The following is a 23,472-nucleotide window of genomic DNA, read 5'->3' as shown; positions in this document are numbered from 1 at the left end:
TGTTTCACGTGAAACAATGATATAAACAGATTGATAGAACTATCAACTAAAAATTCATAAAAACAATAAAACTCAGTTGGATTATCCAACTGAGTTTTTATCATCTAATTTAATCTTTCCAAAGTTCTTTGACTTTCGCTTGAACTTCTTCATTTTCAAGGAATTCATCGTAGGTTTCATCGATACGGTCGATGACACCGTTTTTAGATAAGACAATGATATGGTTAGCCAAAGTTTGAATAAACTCATGGTCGTGACTGGCAAAGATGATAGATTCTTTGAAGTTTTTCAATCCATCGTTCAAGCTTGAAATAGATTCCAAATCCAAGTGATTTGTAGGATCGTCAAGTACAAGAACGTTTGATTTCAAAAGCATGAGTTTTGAAAGCATCACGCGCACCTTTTCTCCCCCTGACAAGACGTTTACAGGCTTGTTAACCTCGTCTCCAGAAAAGAGCATGCGTCCGAGGAATCCACGAAGGAAGGTATTGTCGTCTTCTTCTTTACTTGCAAATTGACGGAGCCAGTCAAGAATCGACTCACCACCTGCAAAATCAGCAGAATTGTCTTTTGGTAAGTAAGAGCGACTAGTTGTAACTCCCCACTTGACAGTTCCTTCATAGTCGATATCTCCCATAATCGCACGAATCAAGGCAGTTGTTTGAATATCATTTTGCCCGATAAGAGCTGTCTTATCACCTGGACGCAAGATGAAGCTGATGTTGTCAAGAATAGTTTCACCGTCAATCTTGACAGATAAGTTTTCTACTGTCAAGAGATCATTACCGATTTCTCGTTCTGCTTTAAAGTTGATAAATGGATATTTACGGCTAGAAGGTACAATTTCTTCAAGTTCAATCTTGTCAAGCATTTTCTTACGTGAAGTCGCTTGCCTTGATTTAGAAGCATTGGCAGAGAATCGAGCAACGAATTCTTGAAGTTGTTTGATCTTTTCTTCTGCTTTTGCATTACGGTCAGCTTGTAATTTAGCAGCTAGTTCAGAAGATTCTTTCCAGAAATCGTAGTTACCTACGTAGAGTTTGATTTTTCCAAAGTCAAGGTCGGCCATGTGTGTACATACTTTGTTCAAGAAGTGACGGTCATGGGATACGACAATAACTGTGTTATCAAAATCAATCAAGAAATCTTCTAACCAGGTAATAGATTGAATATCAAGACCGTTGGTAGGCTCATCCAAAAGAAGGACATCCGGTTTACCAAATAGAGCTTTAGCAAGGAGTACTTTCACTTTGTCTCCATTTGCAAGTTCGCTCATATTTTGGTAATGAAGTTCTTCAGGAATATTCAAATTTTGTAAGAGTTGTGAAGCTTCACTTTCAGCTTCCCAACCACCTAGTTCAGCAAATTCTCCCTCAAGTTCAGCAGCACGAACACCATCTTCATCTGAAAAATCTTCCTTCATATAAATGGCGTCTTTTTCTTTCATGATGTTGTAAAGTTTTTCGTTTCCCATGATGACAACATCAATAACACGCTCGTCCTCATAGTCAAAGTGATTTTGACGAAGAACTGAAAGACGTTCATCTGGTCCGAGAGAGACATGACCAGTTGTTGGTTCAATATCACCAGCTAAAATTTTCAAAAAGGTTGATTTTCCAGCACCATTAGCACCAATCAAACCATAGGTGTTTCCTTCTGTAAATTTAATGTTGACATCATCAAAAAGTTTGCGATCACTAAAACGTAGTGAAACATCAGATACTGTTAGCAATGTTTTTCTCCTATTATACGTAATACTCTAATTCTACTAGAAAATTAGTAAATATTCAAATTTTTATTTGTCAATTTTTTGTAAAGTAAGTTGACAAATGATTTACAGTTGAAAGGGGTAACAAGTCTATTGTTTGAATAAAAAAATTATCTGTCTTTTTATTAAAAAAATGCTATAATTGAAAGGACCATATCAAAGGAGAATCAAATGAATAAACCCATTATTTTAACAGGAGATCGTCCAACGGGGAAATTACATATTGGGCACTACGTTGGAAGCTTAAAAAATCGTGTCTTACTACAGGAAGAAAATAAATATGACATGTTTGTCTTTTTAGCTGATCAACAAGCCTTAACTGACCATGCAAAAGATCCTCAAACAATAGTAGAGTCTATTGGGAATGTCGCTTTGGACTATCTTGCAGTGGGGTTAGATCCTAATAAATCAACGATTTTCATCCAAAGTCAAATACCAGAATTGGCAGAACTTTCCATGTATTACATGAATTTGGTTTCTTTGGCCCGTTTGGAACGAAACCCAACCGTCAAAACAGAAATTGCTCAGAAAGGATTTGGGGAAAGTATTCCAACTGGATTTTTGGTTTATCCAGTTGCGCAAGCCGCTGACATTACAGCATTTAAAGCTAACTTGGTTCCAGTAGGGAATGACCAAAAGCCGATGATTGAACAAACACGTGAAATTGTTCGTTCTTTTAACCATGCCTACAATTGTGATGTTTTAGTGGAGCCAGAAGGAATTTATCCTGAGCATGAAGGTGCAGGACGTTTGCCAGGTTTAGATGGTAATGCCAAAATGTCGAAATCACTTAATAATGGTATTTACCTAGCTGACGATGCGGATACTTTACGCAAAAAAGTGATGAGTATGTATACTGATCCAGATCATATTCGTGTTGAAGATCCAGGTAAGATTGAAGGTAATATGGTTTTCCATTACTTAGATGTTTTTGGTCGCCCAGAGGATGCACAAGAAATTGCTGAAATGAAAGAGCATTACCAACGTGGAGGTCTTGGTGATGTTAAGACCAAGCGTTATCTCCTTGAAATCCTAGAACGTGAACTTGGTCCAATTCGTGAACGTCGTATTGAATTTGCTAAAGATATGGGTGAAGTCTATAACATGCTTCAAAAAGGCAGTGAAAAAGCTCGAGAAGTTGCTGGTCAAACACTCTCTGAGGTCAAAACAGCAATGGGTCTAAATTACTTTCATTAATAGATAAAAGGTGAGCTATAAAACTATCTCTTTCTTAAAATTAGAGGGATAGTTTTTTTATTTGTTCTCTTATAAATTTAATTGACAAATTTTCATAGAATGGTATGATAGATACAATACAAAAATCGTTAAGCTCAATAAAGAAAGAAATGAGGAAACTTCAATGTCTAATTGGGACACTAAATTTTTAAAAAAAGGTTTTACCTTTGATGATGTATTACTTATTCCAGCAGAGAGTCATGTGTTGCCTAATGATGCGGATTTAACAACAAAATTAGCAGATAATTTGACTTTAAATATCCCAATTATTACAGCTGCAATGGATACTGTAACAGAAAGCCAAATGGCAATTGCAATCGCGCGTGCAGGTGGGCTTGGAGTTATCCATAAAAACATGTCTATTGAGCAACAAGCTGACGAAGTTCGCAAGGTAAAACGTTCTGAGAATGGTGTTATTATCGATCCATTCTTCTTGACTCCAGAACATACAATCGCTGAAGCAGATGAGCTAATGGGTCGCTATCGTATCAGTGGTGTGCCTGTAGTTGAAACTCTTGAAAACCGCAAGTTAATTGGTATTTTGACTAACCGAGACCTTCGTTTTATTTCCGACTATAACCAACCAATTTCAAAACACATGACTAGTGAAAACTTGGTTACTGCACCGGTTGGTACAGATTTAAAAACAGCGGAGAGTATTTTACAAGAACACCGCATTGAAAAACTTCCTTTGGTTGACGAAGAAGGTCGCCTTTCTGGTTTGATTACTATTAAAGATATTGAAAAAGTGATTGAGTTTCCAAATGCAGCTAAAGATGAATTTGGTCGTCTTCTAGTTGCAGGTGCGGTAGGTGTTACTTCTGACACCTTTGAACGCGCTGAAGCCCTCTTTGAAGCAGGAGCAGATGCGATTGTTATCGACACTGCCCACGGACACTCTGCAGGAGTTCTCCGCAAAATCGCTGAAATCCGTGCACACTTCCCAGACCGTACATTGATTGCCGGAAATATCGCTACTGCTGAAGGAGCACGTGCCCTTTATGACGCAGGAGTTGATGTTGTTAAAGTTGGTATTGGTCCAGGTTCAATCTGTACAACTCGTGTGATTGCAGGTGTTGGTGTTCCACAAGTTACAGCAATTTACGATGCTGCAGCAGTTGCGCGTGAATATGGTAAAACGATTATTGCCGACGGTGGAATCAAGTATTCTGGAGATATTGTTAAAGCCCTTGCTGCTGGTGGAAATGCAGTAATGCTTGGATCAATGTTTGCAGGAACAGATGAAGCTCCAGGTGAAACTGAAATCTTCCAAGGACGTAAGTTCAAGACTTACCGTGGTATGGGTTCAATTGCTGCTATGAAGAAGGGGTCAAGCGACCGTTACTTCCAGGGTTCAGTTAATGAAGCAAACAAACTGGTTCCAGAAGGAATTGAAGGTCGTGTTGCTTATAAAGGTGCAGCGGCTGACATCGTCTTCCAAATGATTGGTGGTATTCGTTCTGGTATGGGTTACTGTGGTGCTGCGAATCTTAAAGAATTGCATGATAATGCTCAGTTTATCGAAATGTCTGGTGCAGGTCTAAAAGAAAGTCATCCGCATGATGTGCAAATTACTAACGAAGCACCAAATTACTCAATGTAATTAAAAAAAGCTCCTGTTTAACAGGAGCTTTTTTGTTTTAACATGCATGTAAAGTTTAGTTTACAGATAGTTGACCATCATTTACTGTAAAGACGCTTAGGTTATCAGGCAAGTTTTGAAGGTGGTCTAAACTTGTAGTTGTTATAAAGGTTTGAATGTTATGAGAGATAGTCTCTAATAATTTAAGTTGACGATTATTGTCAAGTTCACTCATAACATCGTCAAGTAAAAGAATGGGAGATTCCTTGGTAATGCTTTCCATCAACTCGATTTCAGCTAGTTTGACAGACAGAACTAGGCTACGATGCTGTCCTTGACTGCCAAAACTTGCTTCTATACCGTTGATTAAGAAAACCATATCATCTCGATGAGGACCAACTCCTGTGTTCTTTTTAAATAAATCTCTAGGTTTACTCTTTTGAAGTGCTATATAAAAAGAATCAGCTAAATGTTCTTTGTCAACAAAGTTTACAGAAGGTTGATAGCGTATTGACAGTTCTTCTAATTGGTCTGAAATGTCAAAATGTTTCTTTTGACCAAAGAAATCCATTTTCTGGATAAAATCAGCCCTGTGAATCATTACACGACATCCATATTCTACAAGTTGATCATCAAGAACGGATAAAAATGTTTCATCAATATTTTGTGTAGTTTTTAGATAGGTATTTCTCTGTTTAAGAATATGGTTATAGCTTGACAAGTCTGACAAGTAAATCGGTTTGATCTGTCCCAACTCCATGTCAATGAATTTACGTCGAATGGCTGGCGCACCTTTGACAAGTTGTAAATCTTCTGGAGCAAATAAGACAACATTCATATGTCCAATATAATCAGAAAGACGAGCTTGTTTTAAATGATTCACTTTAGTAATCCGACCTTTTTGTGTTAAGTCGATTTCAAGTGGTATAGTTGCTGTTTTCTTCTGCAACAGACCGGAAACTTGTAGTTGTTCTTCTTCAAACTGAATTAAATTTTTGTCTGTCTTTGTTCGATGACTTCTTGTTAAGGCTAAAAAGTAAATACTTTCAAGAAGATTCGTTTTCCCTTGGGCGTTTCGGCCAACAAATACATTTAATTTTGGATTAAAATCAACTTTGATATTATGATAGTTACGAAACTGTTTAATGGATAAGTTTTTCAACCACATGATTATCTACCTGGAAAACGTGGTGCAGATTTTGTATTTGTTGGTTGAGCTTTTTTTGTAGATTTTTTTTGAACTTTCTTATTCATTTCCTTTACAAGCTTAGCTACACGTTCTTTCTCAAGTTTTTCTAGATGAAACTCCTCTAGTTCTTCTGGGGTTGGTTGAACTAGAACAATCTGGGTTTTTAAATCAGGGATTTCAATAGAATCCCCGATTCTAATTTTCTTGCCTCGACGATTTTCTAATTCTCCATTAAAATAAACAAGGTGGTCAGATAAAAAAGATTTAATAGCACCGCCACTTTGTATGATTCCAAGGTCTTTCAAAAGAGATTGGAGAGTAATAAATTCTTCAAATAATTTGTATTCCATAGTTCACCTCAATCTTTGGTATTATACCATAATTTGCTCAAAATAGTTGAGAAGAAACCACTGATATGAAAACGATTTTAATTTTAAAAGAGTCAAAGAGAACAAGAAAAATTTTCGTTTTCATGGTATAATAGAACTCTATGTAAAAGGAGGTAAAAGATGGAGTTATTCCCTGGAATTGCAGTCCATTTTATCCAATCTAAAAAGTTTAAGACTAATAAAATAACCATGCGTTTTACAGCTCCGTTATCTCTGGATTTAATTTCAGGTCGCATGTTAAGCGCTAGTATGCTTGAAACAGCTAATAAAAGTTTTCCAACTGCTCAAATTCTTAGAAAATATTTAGCAGCATTGTATGGAGCGGATTTATCGACTCATGCATATAGAAGAGGACAAAGCCATCTTGTAGATGTCAGTTTAACGTATGTTCGAGATGAATTTTTAAGTAAGAAAAACGTGCTAACTTCTCAAATTTTAGAATTATTGTATCAAGTCATATTTAATCCCTTGTCAGATGAGGAAGGATTTGAAAAGAATGTCTTTGAAATTGAGAAAAAACAACTGTTGGCAAGACTGGAATCAGAATTAGAGGATCCTTTCTTCTTTGCGCATAAAGAATTAGATCATTTGTTTTTCCAAGAAGAATCCATGCAGTTAGTCCCTAAAGATTTGATTTCCAGAATTTCTGAAGAGACTTCTAAAACTTCTTATTCAAGTTTCCAAAAAATGCTGAAAGAAGATAGGATTGATTTATTCTTTTTAGGGGACTTTAATGAAATTGAAGTTCTAGAAAACCTGAAGAAATTGAACTTGACAGGTCGTAAAGCAACTGTAAACATTCAGTATCGACAAGAATATTCAAATGTACTTAGGGAGGGAATTGACAGGAAAAACCTAGGGCAGTCTATTCTAGAAATGGGCTATCATAGCACAATTGGTTATGGGGATGATCAAAAAATGGCTTTACTACTTGTAAACGGTCTGCTTGGAGCTTTCCCTCACTCTAAATTGTTTACTCAAGTAAGGGAAAAGGAAGGGTTGGCTTATACTGTATCTAGTTACCTGGATCTTTTTAGTGGATTTTTACGATTATTTGCTGGAATCAATCGTCAGAACCGAAACAAGGCAAGAAAATTGATGAATGATCAATTACTCAATATCAAAAATGGTAGATTTACAGATATTGAAGTTAATCAAACTAAGGAAATGATTCGTAGGACGATGTTATTGAGTCAGGATAATCAAGATTCGATTATAGATAGAGAATATTTAAGCCTCTTTTTTGGTAAATCGGTTTTAGACCTGGATACTTTGATAGAGACACTAGAGCAAGTTGACAAGGAGGCAATCTGTAGGGCTGCGTCTAGCCTGAAATTGCAAGCTATCTATTTTATGGAAGGAGCAGAATGACTAGAGTTACTTTTGACGAGAAATACTATCCAGCTGTAAAGGAAACTCTTTATCAAGCAACATTAGAAAATGGCTTGACAGTTACTTTGCTTCCAAAAAATGACTTTAACGAAGTTTACGGTGTAGTCACTGTTCAAATTGGTTCAGTTGACACAGAGTTTACAGTAAGAGATGGAAAAAGAAAAATATATCCAAAAGGGATTGCTCATTTTTTAGAGCATAAACTTTTTGAAAGAGAAAATTCTGAAGATATCATGGCTGCTTTTACTGAACTAGGTGCAGATAGTAATGCCTTTACAAGCTTTACAAGTACAAGTTATATTTTTTCAACGTCTGACCATGTTACTGAGTGTTTGGACCTGCTTGACGAGCTAGTTACAAGCTTTAATATTACTGAAGAATCTGTTGAACGCGAAAAGGATATCATTCAGCAAGAACGCGAAATGTACCAAGACGATCCGGATTCCTGCTTATTCTTTAAAACACTTGCAAATCTATATCCAGAAAGTCCTCTGGCTTCAGATATTGTTGGAACTGAAGATTCGATAGAAAATATTAGATTAGAGGATTTACGAGACAATTTTGAAGAATTTTACACTCCTGTCAATAGTCATATTTTCCTTGTTGGGAACTTTGATTTAGAACTGATACAGAATTATTTCAGACAAAAGGATGTTGGAGATTGGATAGAAGAAACTTCGAGAGAAACAATCGCTTTAAACCCTGTAAAGAAGGTTGATAGCAGTCGTATGGATGTCGCCTCTCCTAAATTAGCTATTGGTGTTCGAACAAATTCCAATATGAGTAATCAGGATTGTTACCGATATAGTATTTTGCTAAGAGCTTTATTTACGATGATGTTTGGTTGGACTTCTAAAAGATTTCAGAGTTTGTATGAAACTGGCAAATTAGATGCTTCATTAGCTTTAGAAGTTGAAATCAATCGACGGTTTAACTTTTTGATGCTGACAATGGAGACGAAGGAGCCTGTTGCAATTTCGCACCAATTTCGAAAGGCGATTCAGAACTTTGTGACTGATGCAGATGTTTCGGAAGAACATCTTGATTTAATAAAAAGTGAAATTTATGGAGAGTTTATCCATAACATGAATTCTTTAGAATTTATTGCGACTCAATATCAGTCGCATATTGAGGAATCAACCCTATTTGATTTGCCAAAGATTATACAGGAAATGACCTTGGAAGATGTTCTTGAGGTAGGACATCATTTTATCGACAGTAGTGAAATCGTTGAATTTACGATTTTTCCACTATAGTCATTCAAGTAAAACAGACTAGAAAGAAGGAATGGTAAGTATGAGAAAAAAAACAATTGGTGAAGTTTTACGTTTAGCAAGAATTAGTCAAGGTTTGAGTCTGGAGGAATTGCAGCGTAAAACGGACATCCAACTTGATATGCTAGAAGCCTTAGAATCAGATGATTTTGATAAATTGCCTAGTCCCTTTTATGCTCGTTCTTTTTTGAGGAAATATGCTTGGGCAGTTGAGTTGGATGAAAACATTGTTTTAGACGCATATGATTCAGGGAGTATGATTACCTATGAGGAAGTTGATGTTGATGAGATAGAACTAACAGGTCGTAGACGTTCCAATCGTAAGAAGCGTTCCTTGCTTCCACTTTTTTACTTTGTTCTATTCTCCCTATCAATTTTAATTTTCGTAACCTACTATGTTTGGAATTATATTCAAACACAGTCAACAGAAACAGCTTCAGCTAACTATAATATTGTGACTACAACTACAAATGCACCAAGTAGTGAAACAACAAGTAGTAATCAAACCACTAATCCATCAAGTTCGACTGAAGCCTCAACTGTGACAGTCACAGGGCAAGGAGATGTCATATCAGTGGAATATAAAACTCCTAAAGAAACTGCCGAACTTCAATTATCTGTAACGGATGCAACAAGTTGGGTTAGCGTTTCAGATACTGATTTGGCTGGAGGGGCAACTCTAGATCCAAATAATAAAACAGTTAAAACAACAATTTCTAAAGGATCTCCAGTAACTATCACATTAGGTGTTGTTAAAGGTGTGAAAATAAAAATCGATAATCAGGAAATCGATACTTCGAAATTAACAGGCCAAACTGGTTGGATTACAATGAATTTGAGTTCAAATTAAATTAAGGAAGGATAATATGAAAAAAGAGAATATTCCTAACATACTTACGCTTGGTAGAATTTTATTTATTCCAATTTTTGTTCTCCTTCTATCATTTGGACAGTCTCCTGTGTTACATAAAATAGCAGCAATTATTTTTGCCGTTGCCAGTATCACTGACTATCTAGATGGCTATTTAGCTAGAAAATGGCAAGTAGTTAGCAATTTTGGTAAATTCGCAGATCCAATGGCAGATAAGTTGTTAGTTATGTCGGCCTTTATCATGCTAGTAGGTCTAAATATGGCTCCTGCTTGGGTAGTAGCTATTATCATTTGCCGAGAACTTGCAGTTACTGGGTTGCGCCTACTCTTAGTTGAAACTGGTGGAACTGTTTTAGCTGCAGCAATGCCAGGAAAAATCAAAACATTTAGCCAGATGTTTGCGATTATCTTCTTGTTATTTCATTGGAATTTACTTGGTCAGATAACTCTTTATATCGCTTTGTTCTTTACAGTTTATTCTGGTTATGATTACTTCAAGGGAAGCGCGTATTTGTTTAAAGGAACCTTTCGCTAGATATGGAATCGATTATTAAAATTAAGGATCTGTCATTTCGATACCAGGCAGATCAAGAACACTATGATGTTCATAACATTTCGTTTCACGTGAAACGTGGAGAATGGTTGTCTATCGTTGGTCATAATGGTAGTGGAAAATCAACAACTGTTCGCTTGATTGACGGTTTGCTAGAAGCGGAATCTGGAGAAATTTGGATAGATGGTGATTGCCTAACTCCGGAAAACGTCTGGGAAAAAAGACGTAAGATTGGTATGGTATTTCAAAATCCTGATAACCAATTCGTGGGGGCAACCGTAGAAGATGACGTTGCTTTTGGACTAGAAAACCAAGGGATTCCACTTGAAGAAATGGAGGTTCGAGTTACTGAAGCTTTATCATTGGTTGGCATGGCAGAATTTTCTAAAAAGGAACCATCTCGTTTATCAGGCGGTCAAAAACAAAGGGTTGCTATTGCAGGAGTTGTTGCTCTGCGACCAGACATTTTAATTTTGGATGAGGCTACAAGCATGTTGGATCCAGAGGGACGACTAGAGTTGATTAAGATCGTCCAAAAGATTCGCCAAGATCACCAAATGACAGTAATCTCCATTACGCATGACCTAGATGAGGTGGCCATGAGTGACCGTGTTTTGGTGATGAAAAAAGGAGAAATCGAATCAACTAGTACTCCTAGAGAATTATTCTCTAGGTTAGATTTAGATCAAATTGGTTTAGATCAACCCTTTGTCAACCAATTAAAAGAATCTCTACGTACTAGTGGCTTGAAATTACCAGAGCACTACCTGACCGAAGAGGAGCTCGAGGAGGCTTTATGGGAATTATTCTAGACAATGTGAGTTATACGTATCAGGAAGGAACACCCTTTGCCTCAGCTGCCTTGTCCGATATTAATTTGTCAATAGAGGATGGATCTTATACAGCAATTATTGGGCATACAGGAAGCGGGAAATCTACAATTCTACAACTTTTGAATGGTTTGTTGGTTCCCACAAAGGGAAGTGTTCGTGCCTTTGATACACTAATTACATCAACATCCGTCAATAAGCAAATTCGTCAAATTCGCAAACAAGTAGGATTGGTATTTCAGTTTGCAGAAAATCAAATATTTGAAGAAACTGTCTTAAAAGATGTAGCTTTTGGTCCTCAGAATTTTGGAGTTTCTGTAGAAGAGGCCGAGGCTATTGCGCGTGAAAAATTAGATTTAGTAGGAATTGACGAGTCACTTTTTGAACGTAGTCCATTTGAACTCTCAGGTGGTCAGATGAGAAGGGTCGCTATTGCTGGGATTTTAGCAATGGAGCCAAGTATCTTGGTTTTAGATGAGCCTACAGCAGGACTAGATCCGATTGGTCGGAAAGAGTTGATGACTTTGTTTGAAAAGCTTCATCAAGACGGCATCACGATTGTTTTGGTGACTCACCTTATGGATGATGTAGCAGAATTTGCTGACCAAGTTTATGTGATGGAAAAAGGAAGATTGGTTAAGAGTGGAGCGCCTAGTCTTGTCTTTCAAAATCTGGAGTTTATGGAAAATATCCAATTGGGTGTTCCAAAAATCACAAGATTTGCTCAAAGACTAGCTGACCGAGGAGTTTCTTTTAAACAAATGCCGATAACGATAGAAGAGTTTAAGGAGTTCATTAATGGATAACATGATTTTAGGTCGTTACATACCAGGAAACTCGATTGTCCATCGTCTGGACCCTCGGAGTAAGTTAGTGGCAATGATTTTATTGATTATTATCGTTTTTTGGGCCAACAATCCAATTACAAACGTAATACTTTTCGTTGCAACAGGCATATTTGTAGCTCTATCAGAAGTTCCCTTATCTTTTTTCATAAAAGGTTTGAAGTCGATGTTTTTTCTGATTACCTTTACCACCCTTTTTCAACTTTTCTTTATTTCTGGTGGTCAGGTCCTATTTGAGATGGGGTTCATAAAAATTACTACTCAGGGGATTGAGCAGGCTGGAATCATTTTTTGCCGTTTTGTGTTGATTATTTTCTTCTCAACCTTGCTTACTTTGACTACAATGCCACTAAGCCTGGCAACGGCAGTTGAGTCCTTGCTTGGCCCTTTAAAAAGATTTAAAGTGCCTGTTCATGAAATTGGACTGATGTTGTCAATGAGCTTGCGTTTTGTACCAACCTTGATGGATGATACAATTCGAATTATGAACGCTCAAAAGGCGCGTGGTGTAGATTTTGGAGAGGGGAATATCATCCAGAAGGTTAAGGCTATGATTCCTATTTTAATTCCATTATTCGCTACAAGTTTGAAAAGAGCGGATTCTCTTGCTACAGCTATGGAAGCTAGAGGATATCAAGGTGGGAATGGACGTAGTCAATATCGACAGTTGAATTGGATGCATAAAGATAGTATGGCCTTACTACTTGTATGTGTGTTAGGTGGAATCTTGTTTTTATTAAAATCCTAAAGTGAAGTATAGAATAATATAAGGTAAAGGCATGAATCGTTTCAAAAAATCAAAATATATCATCGTTCTATTTGTCGTTATACTAATGGTTTCTGTCTTTTTAGTAACGACACAATCCAGTGCAGTTGTGACAAAGGTTGGAGATGGCATTTCGCTGATAGATAGAATTGTACAGAAACCATTTCAATGGTTAGAATCTACAAAGTCAGATTTAGGAAATTTGACGAGAGCTTATAATGAGAATGAGACTCTTAAAAAAGAACTCTATCAAATGGAAAAAGAAACAAATGAAGCAGACAGATTAAAAGAAGAAAATGAACAACTGCGTCAATTATTAGATATGAAGTCAAAATTGAACGCGAGCAAGCTAATTACTGCAGATGTCATTATGAGAACTCCAGCAACTTGGAGACAGGAATTGACAGTTAATGCCGGATCAAAACAAGGTGTAACAACTAGTATGCTCGTTGTTTCTGGTGGAGGGCTTGTTGGAAGCGTTGAAAAAGTAGAAGACAACTCATCCGTAGTCAATTTATTAACAAACGCTGAAAACACAGAGAAGATTTCTGTTAAAATCCAGCACGGATCTAGTAGTATTTATGGTATTATCATTGGTTATGACAAGGAAAAAGAACTACTAAAAATCAGTCAATTAAACAGCAGTGGCGACATTAGTCAAGGTGACAAAGTGGTAACTGGAGGCTTAGGAAACTTTAATGCTACAGATATCCCTGTAGGGGAAGTCGTATCAGTGACACATAGTACGGACTATCTAACAAGAGAAGTCATGGTTAAATTGCATGCTGATCCAATGAACCTTAAAGTTGTAGAGTTAGTGGGGAATCCATCATGAGACTTTTTAAGCAGATAGGAATGTTTGTACTATTGCCCTTGATTGTCTTGATTGATAGCCATTTAGGGCAGTTTGTAAATAGTTTTTTTCCACATATACAAATTGTTAGCCACTTTATTTTTATCTTCTTATTATTTGAAACGATAGAAGTATCTGAGTATCTGTTTTTAGCTTATTGCCTAGTTGTAGGACTTGTATACGATATTTATTTCTTCCATTTGATTGGAATAGCTAGTCTACTATTTGTAATTATTGGAGCAATAGTGTATAAAAGCAACTCAGTTATTTTGTCAAATAGATGGACTCGAGTACTTGCCGTTTTAATGATGACTTTTACATTTGAATTTGCTAGCTTTATCCTAGCACACTTGGTAGGATTAACTGCAGAAAATTTATCTGTGTTTATGGTTTATAGTCTTGTTCCTACTATGATATTGAATTTTATATGGATGTTAGTTTTCCAATATATTTTTGAAAAAATATATCTATAAGAAAGAAACAAAACTGTAATAAAGGCGTAATATTTATTAGGCCTTTTTTTGATATACTAGTATTGTCTTTTTAAAGAAGGAGTATTTACACTTATGAAGAAAAAAATTCTAGCATCACTATTATTAAGTACAGTATTAGTTTCACAAGGAGCTGTGCTTTCAAGTGTTAAAGCTAACACAACAGATGAAAAAATTGCAGCTCAAGATAGCAAAATTAGTGAGTTGACAACACAACAAAAGGAAGCTCAAAAACAAGTAGACGAAATTCAAACTAAAGTTTCAGCTATTCAATCAGAGCAAGAAAAATTACAATCTGAAAACGAAAAGCTTCAAGAAGAGTCTAAAAAACTTGAAGGAGAAATTGCAGAGCTTTCAAAAAATATCGTAGCTCGTAATGAATCGCTTGAAAACCAAGCTCGTAGTGCACAAACTAACGGAACTGCTACAAGCTACATTAATACAATTATTAACTCTAACTCAATCACAGAAGCTATTTCTCGTGTAGCAGCTATGAGTGAAATTGTCTCAGCAAACAATAAAATGTTGCAACAACAAAAAGAAGATAAAAAGGCTATCTCTGAAAAACAAGTTGCTAACAATGAAGCAATCAACACAGTTATTGCCAACCAACAAACACTTGCTGATGACGCTCAAGCTTTGACAACAAAACAAGCTGAATTGAAAGCAGCCGAGTTGAATCTTGCAGCTGAAAAAGCTACTGCAGAAAGTGAAAAAGCAACCTTGCTAGAGCAAAAAGCAGCGGCTGAAGCAGAAGCGAAAGCAGCAGCAGAAGCAGAAGCAGCATACAAAGCGAAACAAACAAGTCAACAACAAACGGTTGCTGCTTCAGCAAACACAACTTTTGCTGCACAAGTACAAGCAACTTCAAGTTCTTCATCATCAGATGATGATTCAAGTTACACTCCTGCAGCAACTACTGTAAGTCAACGACCAACTTATAGTTCAAATGCTTCAAGTTACCCTGTAGGTCAATGTACATGGGGTGCTAAGACTTTGGCTCCATGGGCTGGTGATTATTGGGGTAATGGTGGTCAGTGGGCTACTAGTGCAGCAGCAGCAGGTTTCCGTACAGGTTCTACACCACAAGTTGGAGCAATTGCTTCATGGGATGATGGAGGATACGGACACGTAGCAGTTGTTACAGCAGTTGAATCATCAACTCGTATTCAAGTTTCTGAATGTAACTATGATGGTAGTGGAACTCAACCAATCGGAAATTATCGTGGATGGTTTAATCCGACAGCATCAAGAGGTACTGTAAGATACATTTATCCAAACTAATATACTGATTATTACTAAAATTAGGGTGAGATTTTATTAATCTCACCCTTTGTATAGTGCTGAAAAATAAATTTCATAATATCATTAGTTGTCATTGACATATTATTTTCGTATTCGTTTAGGTAAAGCAATACGAAATATAGAGAATTAGCACATAAGCAAGCTAATGAAGATAAAATAGATTTTAAGAGAGTTGGTACTGGAATTATGTTTACGTATAAAATGAATGTTGATGCTCAAGAGTGGGATTTATTTTTGCAAAATCATCCTCAAGGAAATTTATTGCAGAGTAGCGATTGGTCCAAGATAAAGGATACTTGGGGGAATGAGAGAGTAGGATTTTATAAAGATAATCAATTGGTTGGGGTAGCGAATATCTTAATTCAGCCGCTACCATTAGGGCTTTCTATGTTCTATATTCCACGAGGCCCAGTAATTGACTATGAAGATAAAGAGCTTCTAAAATTTGTTCTGTTAACGTTGAAAAAACTTGCTAAAAAAAGCCATGCAATAATGGTTAAATTTGACCCAAGTTTATTTATCAGTAGAGGTCTTATTGGCCAAGAAACTATCCAAAATTCTATGACTTTAGAAATTGTTGAAGAACTGAAAAAAAATAAAGTTCATTGGACTGGCTTAACAGAGAATATGGCAGAAAATATACAACCACGTTTTCAAGCTAATATTCATAAAGAAAATTTCTCACTGGATCAACTTTCTAAGTCTACTAGACAGGCCATCCGAACTGCAAGAAATAAAGGATTGGAAGTAAAATTTGGTGGGCTCGATTTATTAGATAAATTTTCGTTTTTAATGAAGAAAACAGAGTCTCGCAAGAACATTAGTTTACGAGACAAAGATTATTATCAAAAGTTACTGACTACTTATCCTAACAACTCCTTTATCACACTAAGCTATTTAGATTTACATAATAGATTGAAAGAAGTTGAGAAGCAACTTGAAAAGAATCTAAAAACAGCGCAGAAGTTTACAGATAAAACAAAAGAAGGCAAAGTAAAAGATAATCAGCAAGAGAGAAACCGATTAGAAGAAGAAATTTCTTTTCTTAAGGGCTATATTGATAAAGGAGATAGTGTTGTCCCATTGTCTGGCACTTTAACTATCGAATTTGGGAAAACTTCTGAAAACTTATATGCTGGAATGAATGAAGAATTTAGACACTATCAACCAGCTATTCCTACATGGTTTGAGACAGCTCAACATTCTTTTGAACGAGGGGCTGAGACTCATAATATGGGTGGAATTGAAAACAACTTAGAGGGTGGGTTAATTAACTTTAAATCCAAATTTAATCCTACTATCGAGGAATTTGTTGGTGAGTTTAATTATCCAACCAGTTCATTATACTTCTTGTTTAATCTAGCTTATAAAATTCGTAAGAAACTTCGAAGTAGATAGGATAAACTAATTATTTTGCCACTACATTAAATTTAAAAAAATTTAGCTATTAGAACATCTCAGCAATATATGTTGAGATGTTTTAAATTTAGAGTTTTTAACGAGTAATTTAATAAGGAGAAAATAACAAAACTACTTGAAATAAAGCTCCAATTATGGTAGAATGAAACTTGTCGTGTGAACGATAATACTCATTCTTGATGAATTGTGAAACTGTTGCCTTCGGGTTGTTTTGCAAGTTGAAATTGAGGAGAGGAAAAAACAAAAAAGGAGAAATACTCATGGCAGTAATTTCAATGAAACAACTTCTTGAGGCTGGTGTACACTTTGGTCACCAAACTCGTCGCTGGAACCCTAAGATGGCTAAGTACATCTTCACTGAGTGTAACGGAATCCACGTTATCGACTTGCAACAAACTGTAAAATACGCTGACCAGGCATATGACTTTATGCGTGATGCGGCAGCTAACGATGCAGTTGTATTGTTCGTTGGTACTAAGAAACAAGCTGCTGATGCTGTTAAAGAAGAAGCAGAACGTTCAGGTCAATACTACATCAACCACCGTTGGTTGGGTGGAACTCTTACTAACTGGGGAACTATCCAAAAACGTATCGCTCGTTTGAAAGAAATTAAACGTATGGAAGAAGAAGGAATCTTTGATGTTCTTCCTAAGAAAGAAGTTGCACTTCTCAACAAACAACGTGCACGTCTTGAAAAATTCTTGGGTGGTATCGAAGATATGCCTCGTATCCCAGATGTAATGTACGTAGTTGACCCACATAAAGAGCAAATCGCTGTTAAAGAAGCTAAAAAATTGGGTATCCCAGTTGTAGCGATGGTTGACACAAACACTGATCCAGACGATATCGATGTAATCATCCCAGCTAACGATGACGCTATCCGCGCAGTTAAGTTGATCACAGCTAAATTGGCAGATGCTATCATCGAAGGTCGCCAAGGTGAAGATGCTGTAGCAGCAGTTGAAGCAGAATTTACAGCTTCAGAAGCTCAAGCAGATTCAATCGAAGAAATCGTTGAAGTTGTAGAAGGCGACAACGCTTAATTCAAATAAGTAATCATTACCTAGGAGGGCGGGGCTTAGCCCGGCTCTCCTATTTTTAAAAAATATAGGAGAATCAAAATGGCAGAAATTACAGCTAAACTTGTTAAAGAGTTGCGTGAAAAATCTGGTGCTGGTGTCATGGACGCTAAGAAAGCATTGGTTGAAGTTGAAGGTGATATCGAAAAAGCGATTGAATTGCTTCGCGAAAAAGGTATGGCTAAGGCAGCTAAAAAAGCCGACCGTGTTGCTGCAGAAGGTTTGACTGGTGTATTTGTTAACGGTAACGTTGCAGCAGTAGTTGAAGTAAATGCTGAAACTGACTTCGTTGCGAAAAACGCTCAATTCGTTGAGTTGGTAAATGCTACAGCTAAAGTAATCGCTGAAGGTAAACCAGCTAACAACGAAGAAGCACTTGCTTTGACAATGCCTTCAGGTGAAACTCTTGAAGCTGCATATGTATCTGCAACAGCTACAATCGGTGAAAAAATCTCATTCCGTCGTTTTGCTTTGCTTGAAAAAACAGATGCACAACACTTCGGAGCATACCAACACAATGGTGGACGTATCGGTGTTATCTCTGTAATCGAAGGTGGAGACGAAGCGCTTGCTAAACAAATCTCAATGCACATCGCTGCAATGAAACCAACAGTTCTTTCATATAAAGAATTGGATGAGCAATTTGTTAAAGATGAGTTGGCACAATTGAACCACGTTATCGACCAAGATAACGAAAGCCGTGCAATGGTTGGTAAACCAGCTCTTCCACACCTTAAATATGGTTCTAAAGCTCAATTGACTGATGAAGTCATCGCTCAAGCTGAAGAAGATATTAAAGCTGAATTAGCTGCAGAAGGTAAACCAGAAAAAATCTGGGATAAAATTATTCCTGGTAAAATGGATCGTTTCATGCTTGACAATACTAAAGTTGACCAAGCCTACACACTTCTTGCACAAGTTTACATCATGGATGACAGCAAGACAGTTGAAGCATACCTTGAATCAGTTAACGCTACAGTAGTTGAGTTTGCTCGCTTTGAAGTTGGTGAAGGTATCGAAAAAGCTGCAAATGACTTTGAAGCAGAAGTTGCAGCTACAATGGCAGCAGCTTTGAATAACTAAAAATAAAAAGAGGAAGCAAGTTTGCTTCCTTTTTCTTTTATAAAAATTTAAAAGCCCTTTAACAAGGGCTTTGTGTATTTAGGAGACTACACTTCAAATTCATAGAGCGCTGTAGATAGATAACGTTCTCCGTTATCTGGTGCGAGTGCAAGTACTTTTTTACCTGCTCCAAGTTTTTTAGCAACTTCAATAGCTGCATAGATAGCTGCAGCAGAAGAAATACCTACTAAGAAGCCTTCTTTTCCGCCAATCTCACGGCCAAGTGCAAGGGCATTGTCTGATGTTACACGAACAATCCCATCGTAAGCTTCCGTATCAAGTGTTTCTGGAATAAATCCAGCTGAGATACCTTGAATTTTGTGTGGTCCAGGTTTTTCACCTGACAAGATTGCTGATTCGTCTGCCTCAACTGCAAAAACTTGAATGTTTGAATTAGCAGCTTTAAGGGCGTGAGAGACACCAGAAATAGTTCCTCCAGTACCAACACCAGCAACAAAGGCATCTAAACCATCAGTTCCGAAATCAGCTAGAATTTCAGCTCCTGTTGTTCTTTCGTGAACTTCTGGGTTAGCTTGGTTGACGAATTGTAAAGGTAGGAAACCATCGCGCTCAGCAGCAATTTCTTGCGCTTTCGCAATCGCACCTTTCATCCCTTCGCTACCAGGAGTAAGGACTAGTTCAGCACCATAAGCTTGGATGATTTTACGGCGTTCAACACTCATTGTTTCAGGCATAACGATAACAACTTTATAGCCTTTAGCAGCACCAACCCATGAAAGACCAATACCAGTATTACCACTTGTTGCTTCTACAATAGTAGAACCCGGTTTCAGTTTCCCTTCTTGCTCTGCTTTTTCAATCATGCTAAGAGCAATACGGTCTTTAACCGATGAACCTGGGTTGAAAGCTTCCAGTTTTACATAAACATCTGCTGCACCTTCTGGTACAATGTTATTCAATTTAACAATCGGTGTTTTTCCGATGAGTTCAGTGATATTGTTATAAATAGCCATGTTAGCACCTCTTTATATAAGATGCTTCTAGTATAACGCTAACTTTGCCTTTTGTAAAATATAGAAATCCTATCAAAGTGATAGGATTTTTTTATATCAATAATCAAAACTGTTAATTCTCAGACGGTTTTGTTCGCTAAAATTTCCAGCGACTCCATTGCTTCATTTCCGAAAACTATATTTTTTTTCCTGTTTAAGCTAAGTCAACAGGAACTTCAACTTCTCGTAAACCTTGGTCTATTAAGGTGACTTTCCCATTGAAAAATTCGATAAGGGCTGCTTTGATACCTTCTTTATCCTCTTTATCAACAAAGATCATCGTTTCAACTTGATCTGTAAAGTTGCTTTCAAGTTCTATAAGATGATGTTCTTTAAGAAAGTTCCCATATTCTTGATATTGAGCATAGGTCATGTGAATCTGAATGCCTGCTTGCTCTTTGATTTCAATGATGCCAATTTCTTGGACTGCCAATGCGACACTTCCTGCATAAGCGCGAATGAGGCCTCCGGCACCCAGCTTAACACCACCGAAATAACGAGTAACAACCACGCAAACATTGGTCAAATTGTGATTTTCTAGAACTCCTAGCATAGGCACACCAGCAGTTCCACTTGGCTCACCATCATCACTAGTTCGTTTAATTTCGCTACGTTCCCCGATTATAAAAGCAGAGCAATTGTGAGTCGCTTTATAGTGTTCTTTCTTAATAGCTGTGATGAAAGCACGAGCCTCTTCTTCACTATAGACACGCTTTGCATGGCAAATAAAGCGAGATTTTTTGATTTCTTCTTGGACTTGTCCGTCCTCTTTTATTGTTCTACATTCCATATTTTTATTGTACTAAAAAATAGGATAAAGTTCTAGATTTTACGAATAAAGAAGTATGAAAATAAATCCAAATTATCTAGGCCGACTTTTTACCGAACAGGAATTAAGTGTAGAAGAACGACAACTGGCAGTAAAACTGCAGAGTATGAAAAAAGAGAAGGGAAAGCTTGTTTGTCAACGATGTGATAGTGTGATCCAAGAGGAATGGTCTTTGCCTCTTGATGCCTATTACTGTCGAGAATGTCTGTTGATGAAGCGAGTTAGGAGTGATCAAGGATTATATTATTTCCCTCAGGAAAAATTTCCAAAACAAGAGGTTCTTAAATGGCAGGGACAATTGACTCCATTTCAAACGAAGGTATCAGAAGGTTTACTTCAAGCGGTAGAAAGTCAGCAACCTACCCTAGTTCATGCCGTGACTGGGGCAGGAAAGACAGAGATGATTTATCAAGTTGTTGCTCAGGTTATTAATGACGGTGGGGCAGTTTGTCTAGCCAGCCCTCGTGTAGATGTTTGCTTAGAGTTACATAAGCGGCTACAGAACGATTTTGACTGTGAAATTGCTTTACTGCATGGGGAGTCTGAACCATACTTTCGAACACCACTGGTTGTTGCAACAACGCATCAATTATTAAAGTTTTATCATGCTTTTGATTTATTAATAGTAGATGAAGTAGATGCATTCCCCTATGTTGACAACGCAATGCTTTACAACGCTGTAAATAATTGTGTAAAGGAAGATGGTCTCAGCATCTTTCTTACAGCAACTTCTACAGATGAGTTGGATAAAAAGGTTTGCTTAGGGGAGCTAAAACGACTAAGCCTGCCAAGGCGGTTTCATGGAAATCCTTTGATTATTCCCAAACCCGTTTGGCTATCTGATCTGGATAAATGTTTGGATAGGTTTCGCCTACCACCAAAGCTAAAAAGATATATTGAAAACCAGAGAAGAACTGGCTACCCCTTACTAATATTTGCATCAGAAATTACAAAGGGAGAGAAGTTGAAGGAAATCTTACAAGAGAAATTTCCAAATGAGAAAATTGGTTTCGTATCCTCAGTTACTGAAGATAGATTAGAGCAAGTTCAAGCTTTTAGGGATAAGGAATTAACCATATTAATAAGTACAACCATATTGGAACGAGGAGTTACCTTCCCTTGTGTAGATGTAGTTGTAGTGGAAGCCAATCATCGCCTCTTTACAAAATCGAGTCTCGTTCAAATTGGAGGGCGTGTAGGTCGAAGTATGGATAGACCAACTGGAGATTTAATGTTCTTTCATGATGGATTAAATCGTTCGATTAAGAATGCTATAAGAGAAATAAAATTGATGAACAAGGAGGCTGGCTTATGACTTGTTTACTATGTGGACAGCATTTGAAAAGTAATCTAACTTTTAACAATCTACTTTTGTTGAAAAAAGAGGAGACTTCAGTCTGTTTAACTTGTTTATTGAGCTTTGAAAGGATTGGGGAAGAACATTGTCCAAACTGTTATAAAAAAGGGCTGTCAACTTCTTGTAAAGACTGTCAACTTTGGTGTAAAGAAGGGATTGATGTGAAGCATCAAGCAATTTTTGTTTATAATCAAGCAATGAAAGACTTTTTTAGTCGTTATAAATTTGATGGTGATTATATACTTCGAAAGGTTTTTACATCGATTTTGAGGGATTTTCTAATCAACTATAAGGACTACCATTTTCTTTTAATCCCATTAAGTCCTGAGAGATATGCAACAAGAGGTTTTAATCAGGTTGCAGGATTAATAGAGGCTACAGGCCTTTCTTATGAGAGACTTTTAGAAAAAAGAGAAGAGAAAGCGAGTTCTTCAAAAACTCGTTCAGAACGTTTAGCGACTGAACTTCCGTTTTTTATTAAGGATGGCGCCACGGTTCCTAAAAAGATTTTATTGATTGATGATATATATACTACAGGAGTGACACTGAATCGTGTGAAAAAACTACTTGAGAATGCAGGTGCAGAAGAAGTTAGAACATTTTCCCTCGTAAGATGAGGAAAAAGATTGCAATAATTTTTTGAAAGCGTTATAATTAATATAGAAAAACAAATATGTTTAGAAAGAAGGTACTTATATGATTAAATATAGTATCCGTGGTGAAAACCTAGAAGTAACAGAAGCAATTCGTGATTATGTAGTTTCTAAACTCGAAAAGATCGAAAAATACTTCCAAGCAGATCAAGAACTAGATGCACGTGTAAACTTGAAAGTATATCGTGAAAAGACTGCTAAGGTAGAAGTAACGATTCCACTTGGATCTATTACCCTTCGTGCAGAAGACGTTTCTCAAGATATGTATGGATCTATTGATTTGGTGACAGATAAGATTGAGCGTCAAATCCGTAAGAATAAGACTAAAATTGAACGCAAAAACAGAAACAAAGTTTCTACTAGCCAATTATTTACAGATGCTTTGGTTGAAGAGGCAGATGCAGCTCAACCTAAAGTTGTTCGTTCAAAACAAATTGATTTAAAACCAATGGATCTTGAAGAAGCACTTCTTCAAATGGACCTATTGGGCCATGATTTCTTCATTTACATTGATGTTGAAGATGAAACAACGAATGTCATTTATCGACGCGAAGATGGAGACATTGGTCTTCTTGAAGTAAAAGAATCATAATTCTTAGTATGATTAGATTAAAAAGGTGGTTTACACTAGTGTAAACCACCTTTTGTATTCATGT

At 36.8% G+C, this 23,472-nt stretch carries 23 protein-coding genes; 18 read left to right on the top strand and 5 right to left on the bottom strand.

Annotated elements, in window-relative coordinates; all coding sequences use genetic code 11:
- Positions 1 to 109: 109 nt before the first annotated feature.
- The gene (locus AC3E9F_RS06900; protein ID WP_006150830.1) at positions 110 to 1,732 is read right to left on the bottom strand and encodes an ATP-binding cassette domain-containing protein; all 1,623 of its coding nucleotides are present in this window, start codon (positions 1,730 to 1,732) and stop codon (positions 110 to 112) included.
- A gap of 207 nt (positions 1,733 to 1,939) precedes the next feature.
- Between AC3E9F_RS06900 and trpS the strand changes: the two genes are divergently transcribed.
- Positions 1,940 to 2,965, top strand: coding sequence for a tryptophan--tRNA ligase (gene trpS, locus AC3E9F_RS06895; protein ID WP_263394195.1), 1,026 nt, complete (start codon positions 1,940 to 1,942; stop codon positions 2,963 to 2,965).
- 163 nt (positions 2,966 to 3,128) lie between these two features.
- Positions 3,129 to 4,607: an IMP dehydrogenase gene (gene guaB, locus AC3E9F_RS06890; protein ID WP_006154819.1), complete on the top strand. Its 1,479-nt coding sequence runs from the start codon at positions 3,129 to 3,131 to the stop codon at positions 4,605 to 4,607.
- A 55-nt stretch (positions 4,608 to 4,662) separates the two neighbouring features.
- On the opposite strand, the gene recF is transcribed toward guaB, so the two are convergent.
- Together recF and yaaA are read right to left on the bottom strand one after the other, a co-directional pair.
- Positions 4,663 to 5,754 carry a DNA replication/repair protein RecF gene (gene recF, locus AC3E9F_RS06885; protein WP_195183550.1) on the bottom strand — a complete coding sequence of 364 codons (1,092 nt, stop codon included), beginning with the start codon at positions 5,752 to 5,754 and terminating at the stop codon, positions 4,663 to 4,665.
- A 2-nt stretch (positions 5,755 to 5,756) separates the two neighbouring features.
- Complete coding sequence (gene yaaA / locus AC3E9F_RS06880; RefSeq protein ID WP_195183549.1) at positions 5,757 to 6,125, bottom strand: S4 domain-containing protein YaaA; 369 nt, start codon at positions 6,123 to 6,125, stop codon at positions 5,757 to 5,759.
- Between the two features lie 159 nt (positions 6,126 to 6,284).
- Between yaaA and yfmF the strand changes: the two genes are divergently transcribed.
- From yfmF to tsf, 13 genes are all read left to right on the top strand, one after another.
- Positions 6,285 to 7,535, top strand: a complete 1,251-nt coding sequence (gene yfmF / locus AC3E9F_RS06875; protein ID WP_263394194.1) for an EF-P 5-aminopentanol modification-associated protein YfmF — start codon at positions 6,285 to 6,287, stop codon at positions 7,533 to 7,535.
- Positions 7,532 to 8,812 (top strand): EF-P 5-aminopentanol modification-associated protein YfmH, encoded by a 1,281-nt coding sequence (gene yfmH, locus AC3E9F_RS06870; RefSeq protein WP_263394193.1) that lies wholly within the window; start codon positions 7,532 to 7,534, stop codon positions 8,810 to 8,812. Before yfmF ends, yfmH begins: the two co-directional genes overlap by 4 nt.
- A gap of 40 nt (positions 8,813 to 8,852) precedes the next feature.
- On the top strand, positions 8,853 to 9,680 hold the full coding sequence (rodZ, locus tag AC3E9F_RS06865; protein WP_263394192.1) for a cytoskeleton protein RodZ: 828 nt from the start codon (positions 8,853 to 8,855) through the stop codon (positions 9,678 to 9,680).
- A gap of 16 nt (positions 9,681 to 9,696) precedes the next feature.
- Positions 9,697 to 10,236, top strand: a complete 540-nt coding sequence (pgsA, locus tag AC3E9F_RS06860) for a CDP-diacylglycerol--glycerol-3-phosphate 3-phosphatidyltransferase (RefSeq protein ID WP_247913081.1) — start codon at positions 9,697 to 9,699, stop codon at positions 10,234 to 10,236.
- Between the two features lie 2 nt (positions 10,237 to 10,238).
- On the top strand, positions 10,239 to 11,066 hold the full coding sequence (locus AC3E9F_RS06855) for an energy-coupling factor ABC transporter ATP-binding protein (protein ID WP_263394191.1): 828 nt from the start codon (positions 10,239 to 10,241) through the stop codon (positions 11,064 to 11,066).
- The gene (locus AC3E9F_RS06850; RefSeq protein ID WP_263394190.1) at positions 11,051 to 11,890 is read left to right on the top strand and encodes an energy-coupling factor transporter ATPase; all 840 of its coding nucleotides are present in this window, start codon (positions 11,051 to 11,053) and stop codon (positions 11,888 to 11,890) included. Before AC3E9F_RS06855 ends, AC3E9F_RS06850 begins: the two co-directional genes overlap by 16 nt.
- Positions 11,883 to 12,677 (top strand): energy-coupling factor transporter transmembrane component T family protein, encoded by a 795-nt coding sequence (locus tag AC3E9F_RS06845; RefSeq protein ID WP_263394189.1) that lies wholly within the window; start codon positions 11,883 to 11,885, stop codon positions 12,675 to 12,677. Before AC3E9F_RS06850 ends, AC3E9F_RS06845 begins: the two co-directional genes overlap by 8 nt.
- Before the next feature lie 31 nt (positions 12,678 to 12,708).
- Positions 12,709 to 13,530 carry a rod shape-determining protein MreC gene (gene mreC / locus AC3E9F_RS06840; protein ID WP_263394188.1) on the top strand — a complete coding sequence of 274 codons (822 nt, stop codon included), beginning with the start codon at positions 12,709 to 12,711 and terminating at the stop codon, positions 13,528 to 13,530.
- Positions 13,527 to 14,021, top strand: coding sequence for a rod shape-determining protein MreD (mreD, locus tag AC3E9F_RS06835; protein WP_214262851.1), 495 nt, complete (start codon positions 13,527 to 13,529; stop codon positions 14,019 to 14,021). The genes mreC and mreD overlap by 4 nt, the downstream gene beginning before the upstream one ends.
- 93 nt (positions 14,022 to 14,114) lie before the next feature.
- Positions 14,115 to 15,323, top strand: coding sequence for a peptidoglycan hydrolase PcsB (gene pcsB / locus AC3E9F_RS06830; protein ID WP_263394187.1), 1,209 nt, complete (start codon positions 14,115 to 14,117; stop codon positions 15,321 to 15,323).
- Positions 15,324 to 15,530: 207 nt separating this feature from the next.
- The gene (locus AC3E9F_RS06825; RefSeq protein ID WP_263394186.1) at positions 15,531 to 16,742 is read left to right on the top strand and encodes an aminoacyltransferase; all 1,212 of its coding nucleotides are present in this window, start codon (positions 15,531 to 15,533) and stop codon (positions 16,740 to 16,742) included.
- Positions 16,743 to 17,023: 281 nt separating this feature from the next.
- On the top strand, positions 17,024 to 17,806 hold the full coding sequence (rpsB, locus tag AC3E9F_RS06820; protein WP_490672950.1) for a 30S ribosomal protein S2: 783 nt from the start codon (positions 17,024 to 17,026) through the stop codon (positions 17,804 to 17,806).
- A gap of 78 nt (positions 17,807 to 17,884) precedes the next feature.
- Positions 17,885 to 18,925 (top strand): translation elongation factor Ts, encoded by a 1,041-nt coding sequence (gene tsf, locus AC3E9F_RS06815; RefSeq protein ID WP_006150917.1) that lies wholly within the window; start codon positions 17,885 to 17,887, stop codon positions 18,923 to 18,925.
- Positions 18,926 to 19,011: 86 nt separating this feature from the next.
- Here tsf and cysK read toward each other — a convergent pair whose 3' ends face one another.
- Positions 19,012 to 19,938 carry a cysteine synthase A gene (gene cysK / locus AC3E9F_RS06810; protein WP_263394185.1) on the bottom strand — a complete coding sequence of 309 codons (927 nt, stop codon included), beginning with the start codon at positions 19,936 to 19,938 and terminating at the stop codon, positions 19,012 to 19,014.
- A 193-nt stretch (positions 19,939 to 20,131) separates the two neighbouring features.
- Positions 20,132 to 20,767 carry a YigZ family protein gene (locus AC3E9F_RS06805; protein WP_263394184.1) on the bottom strand — a complete coding sequence of 212 codons (636 nt, stop codon included), beginning with the start codon at positions 20,765 to 20,767 and terminating at the stop codon, positions 20,132 to 20,134.
- A gap of 55 nt (positions 20,768 to 20,822) precedes the next feature.
- Here AC3E9F_RS06805 and AC3E9F_RS06800 point away from each other — a divergent pair, with 55 nt between their 5' ends.
- The 3 genes from AC3E9F_RS06800 (at position 20,823) to hpf (ending at position 23,408) form a co-directional block, all read left to right on the top strand.
- Positions 20,823 to 22,121 (top strand): ATP-dependent helicase ComFA, encoded by a 1,299-nt coding sequence (locus AC3E9F_RS06800; RefSeq protein WP_490672949.1) that lies wholly within the window; start codon positions 20,823 to 20,825, stop codon positions 22,119 to 22,121.
- Entirely contained in the window at positions 22,118 to 22,780 is a 663-nt protein-coding gene (locus tag AC3E9F_RS06795) for a ComF family protein (RefSeq protein ID WP_263394182.1), read from the top strand. The genes AC3E9F_RS06800 and AC3E9F_RS06795 overlap by 4 nt, the downstream gene beginning before the upstream one ends.
- A gap of 79 nt (positions 22,781 to 22,859) precedes the next feature.
- On the top strand, positions 22,860 to 23,408 hold the full coding sequence (gene hpf, locus AC3E9F_RS06790) for a ribosome hibernation-promoting factor, HPF/YfiA family (protein ID WP_263394181.1): 549 nt from the start codon (positions 22,860 to 22,862) through the stop codon (positions 23,406 to 23,408).
- Positions 23,409 to 23,472 lie beyond the last annotated feature (64 nt).

It is taken from the genome of Streptococcus sp. SCPM-O-B-15277 (M60) (genome assembly GCF_058200335.1).
Note: the sequence above shows the minus strand (reverse complement) of the source record. Positions and strands in the feature narration are given on the sequence as shown.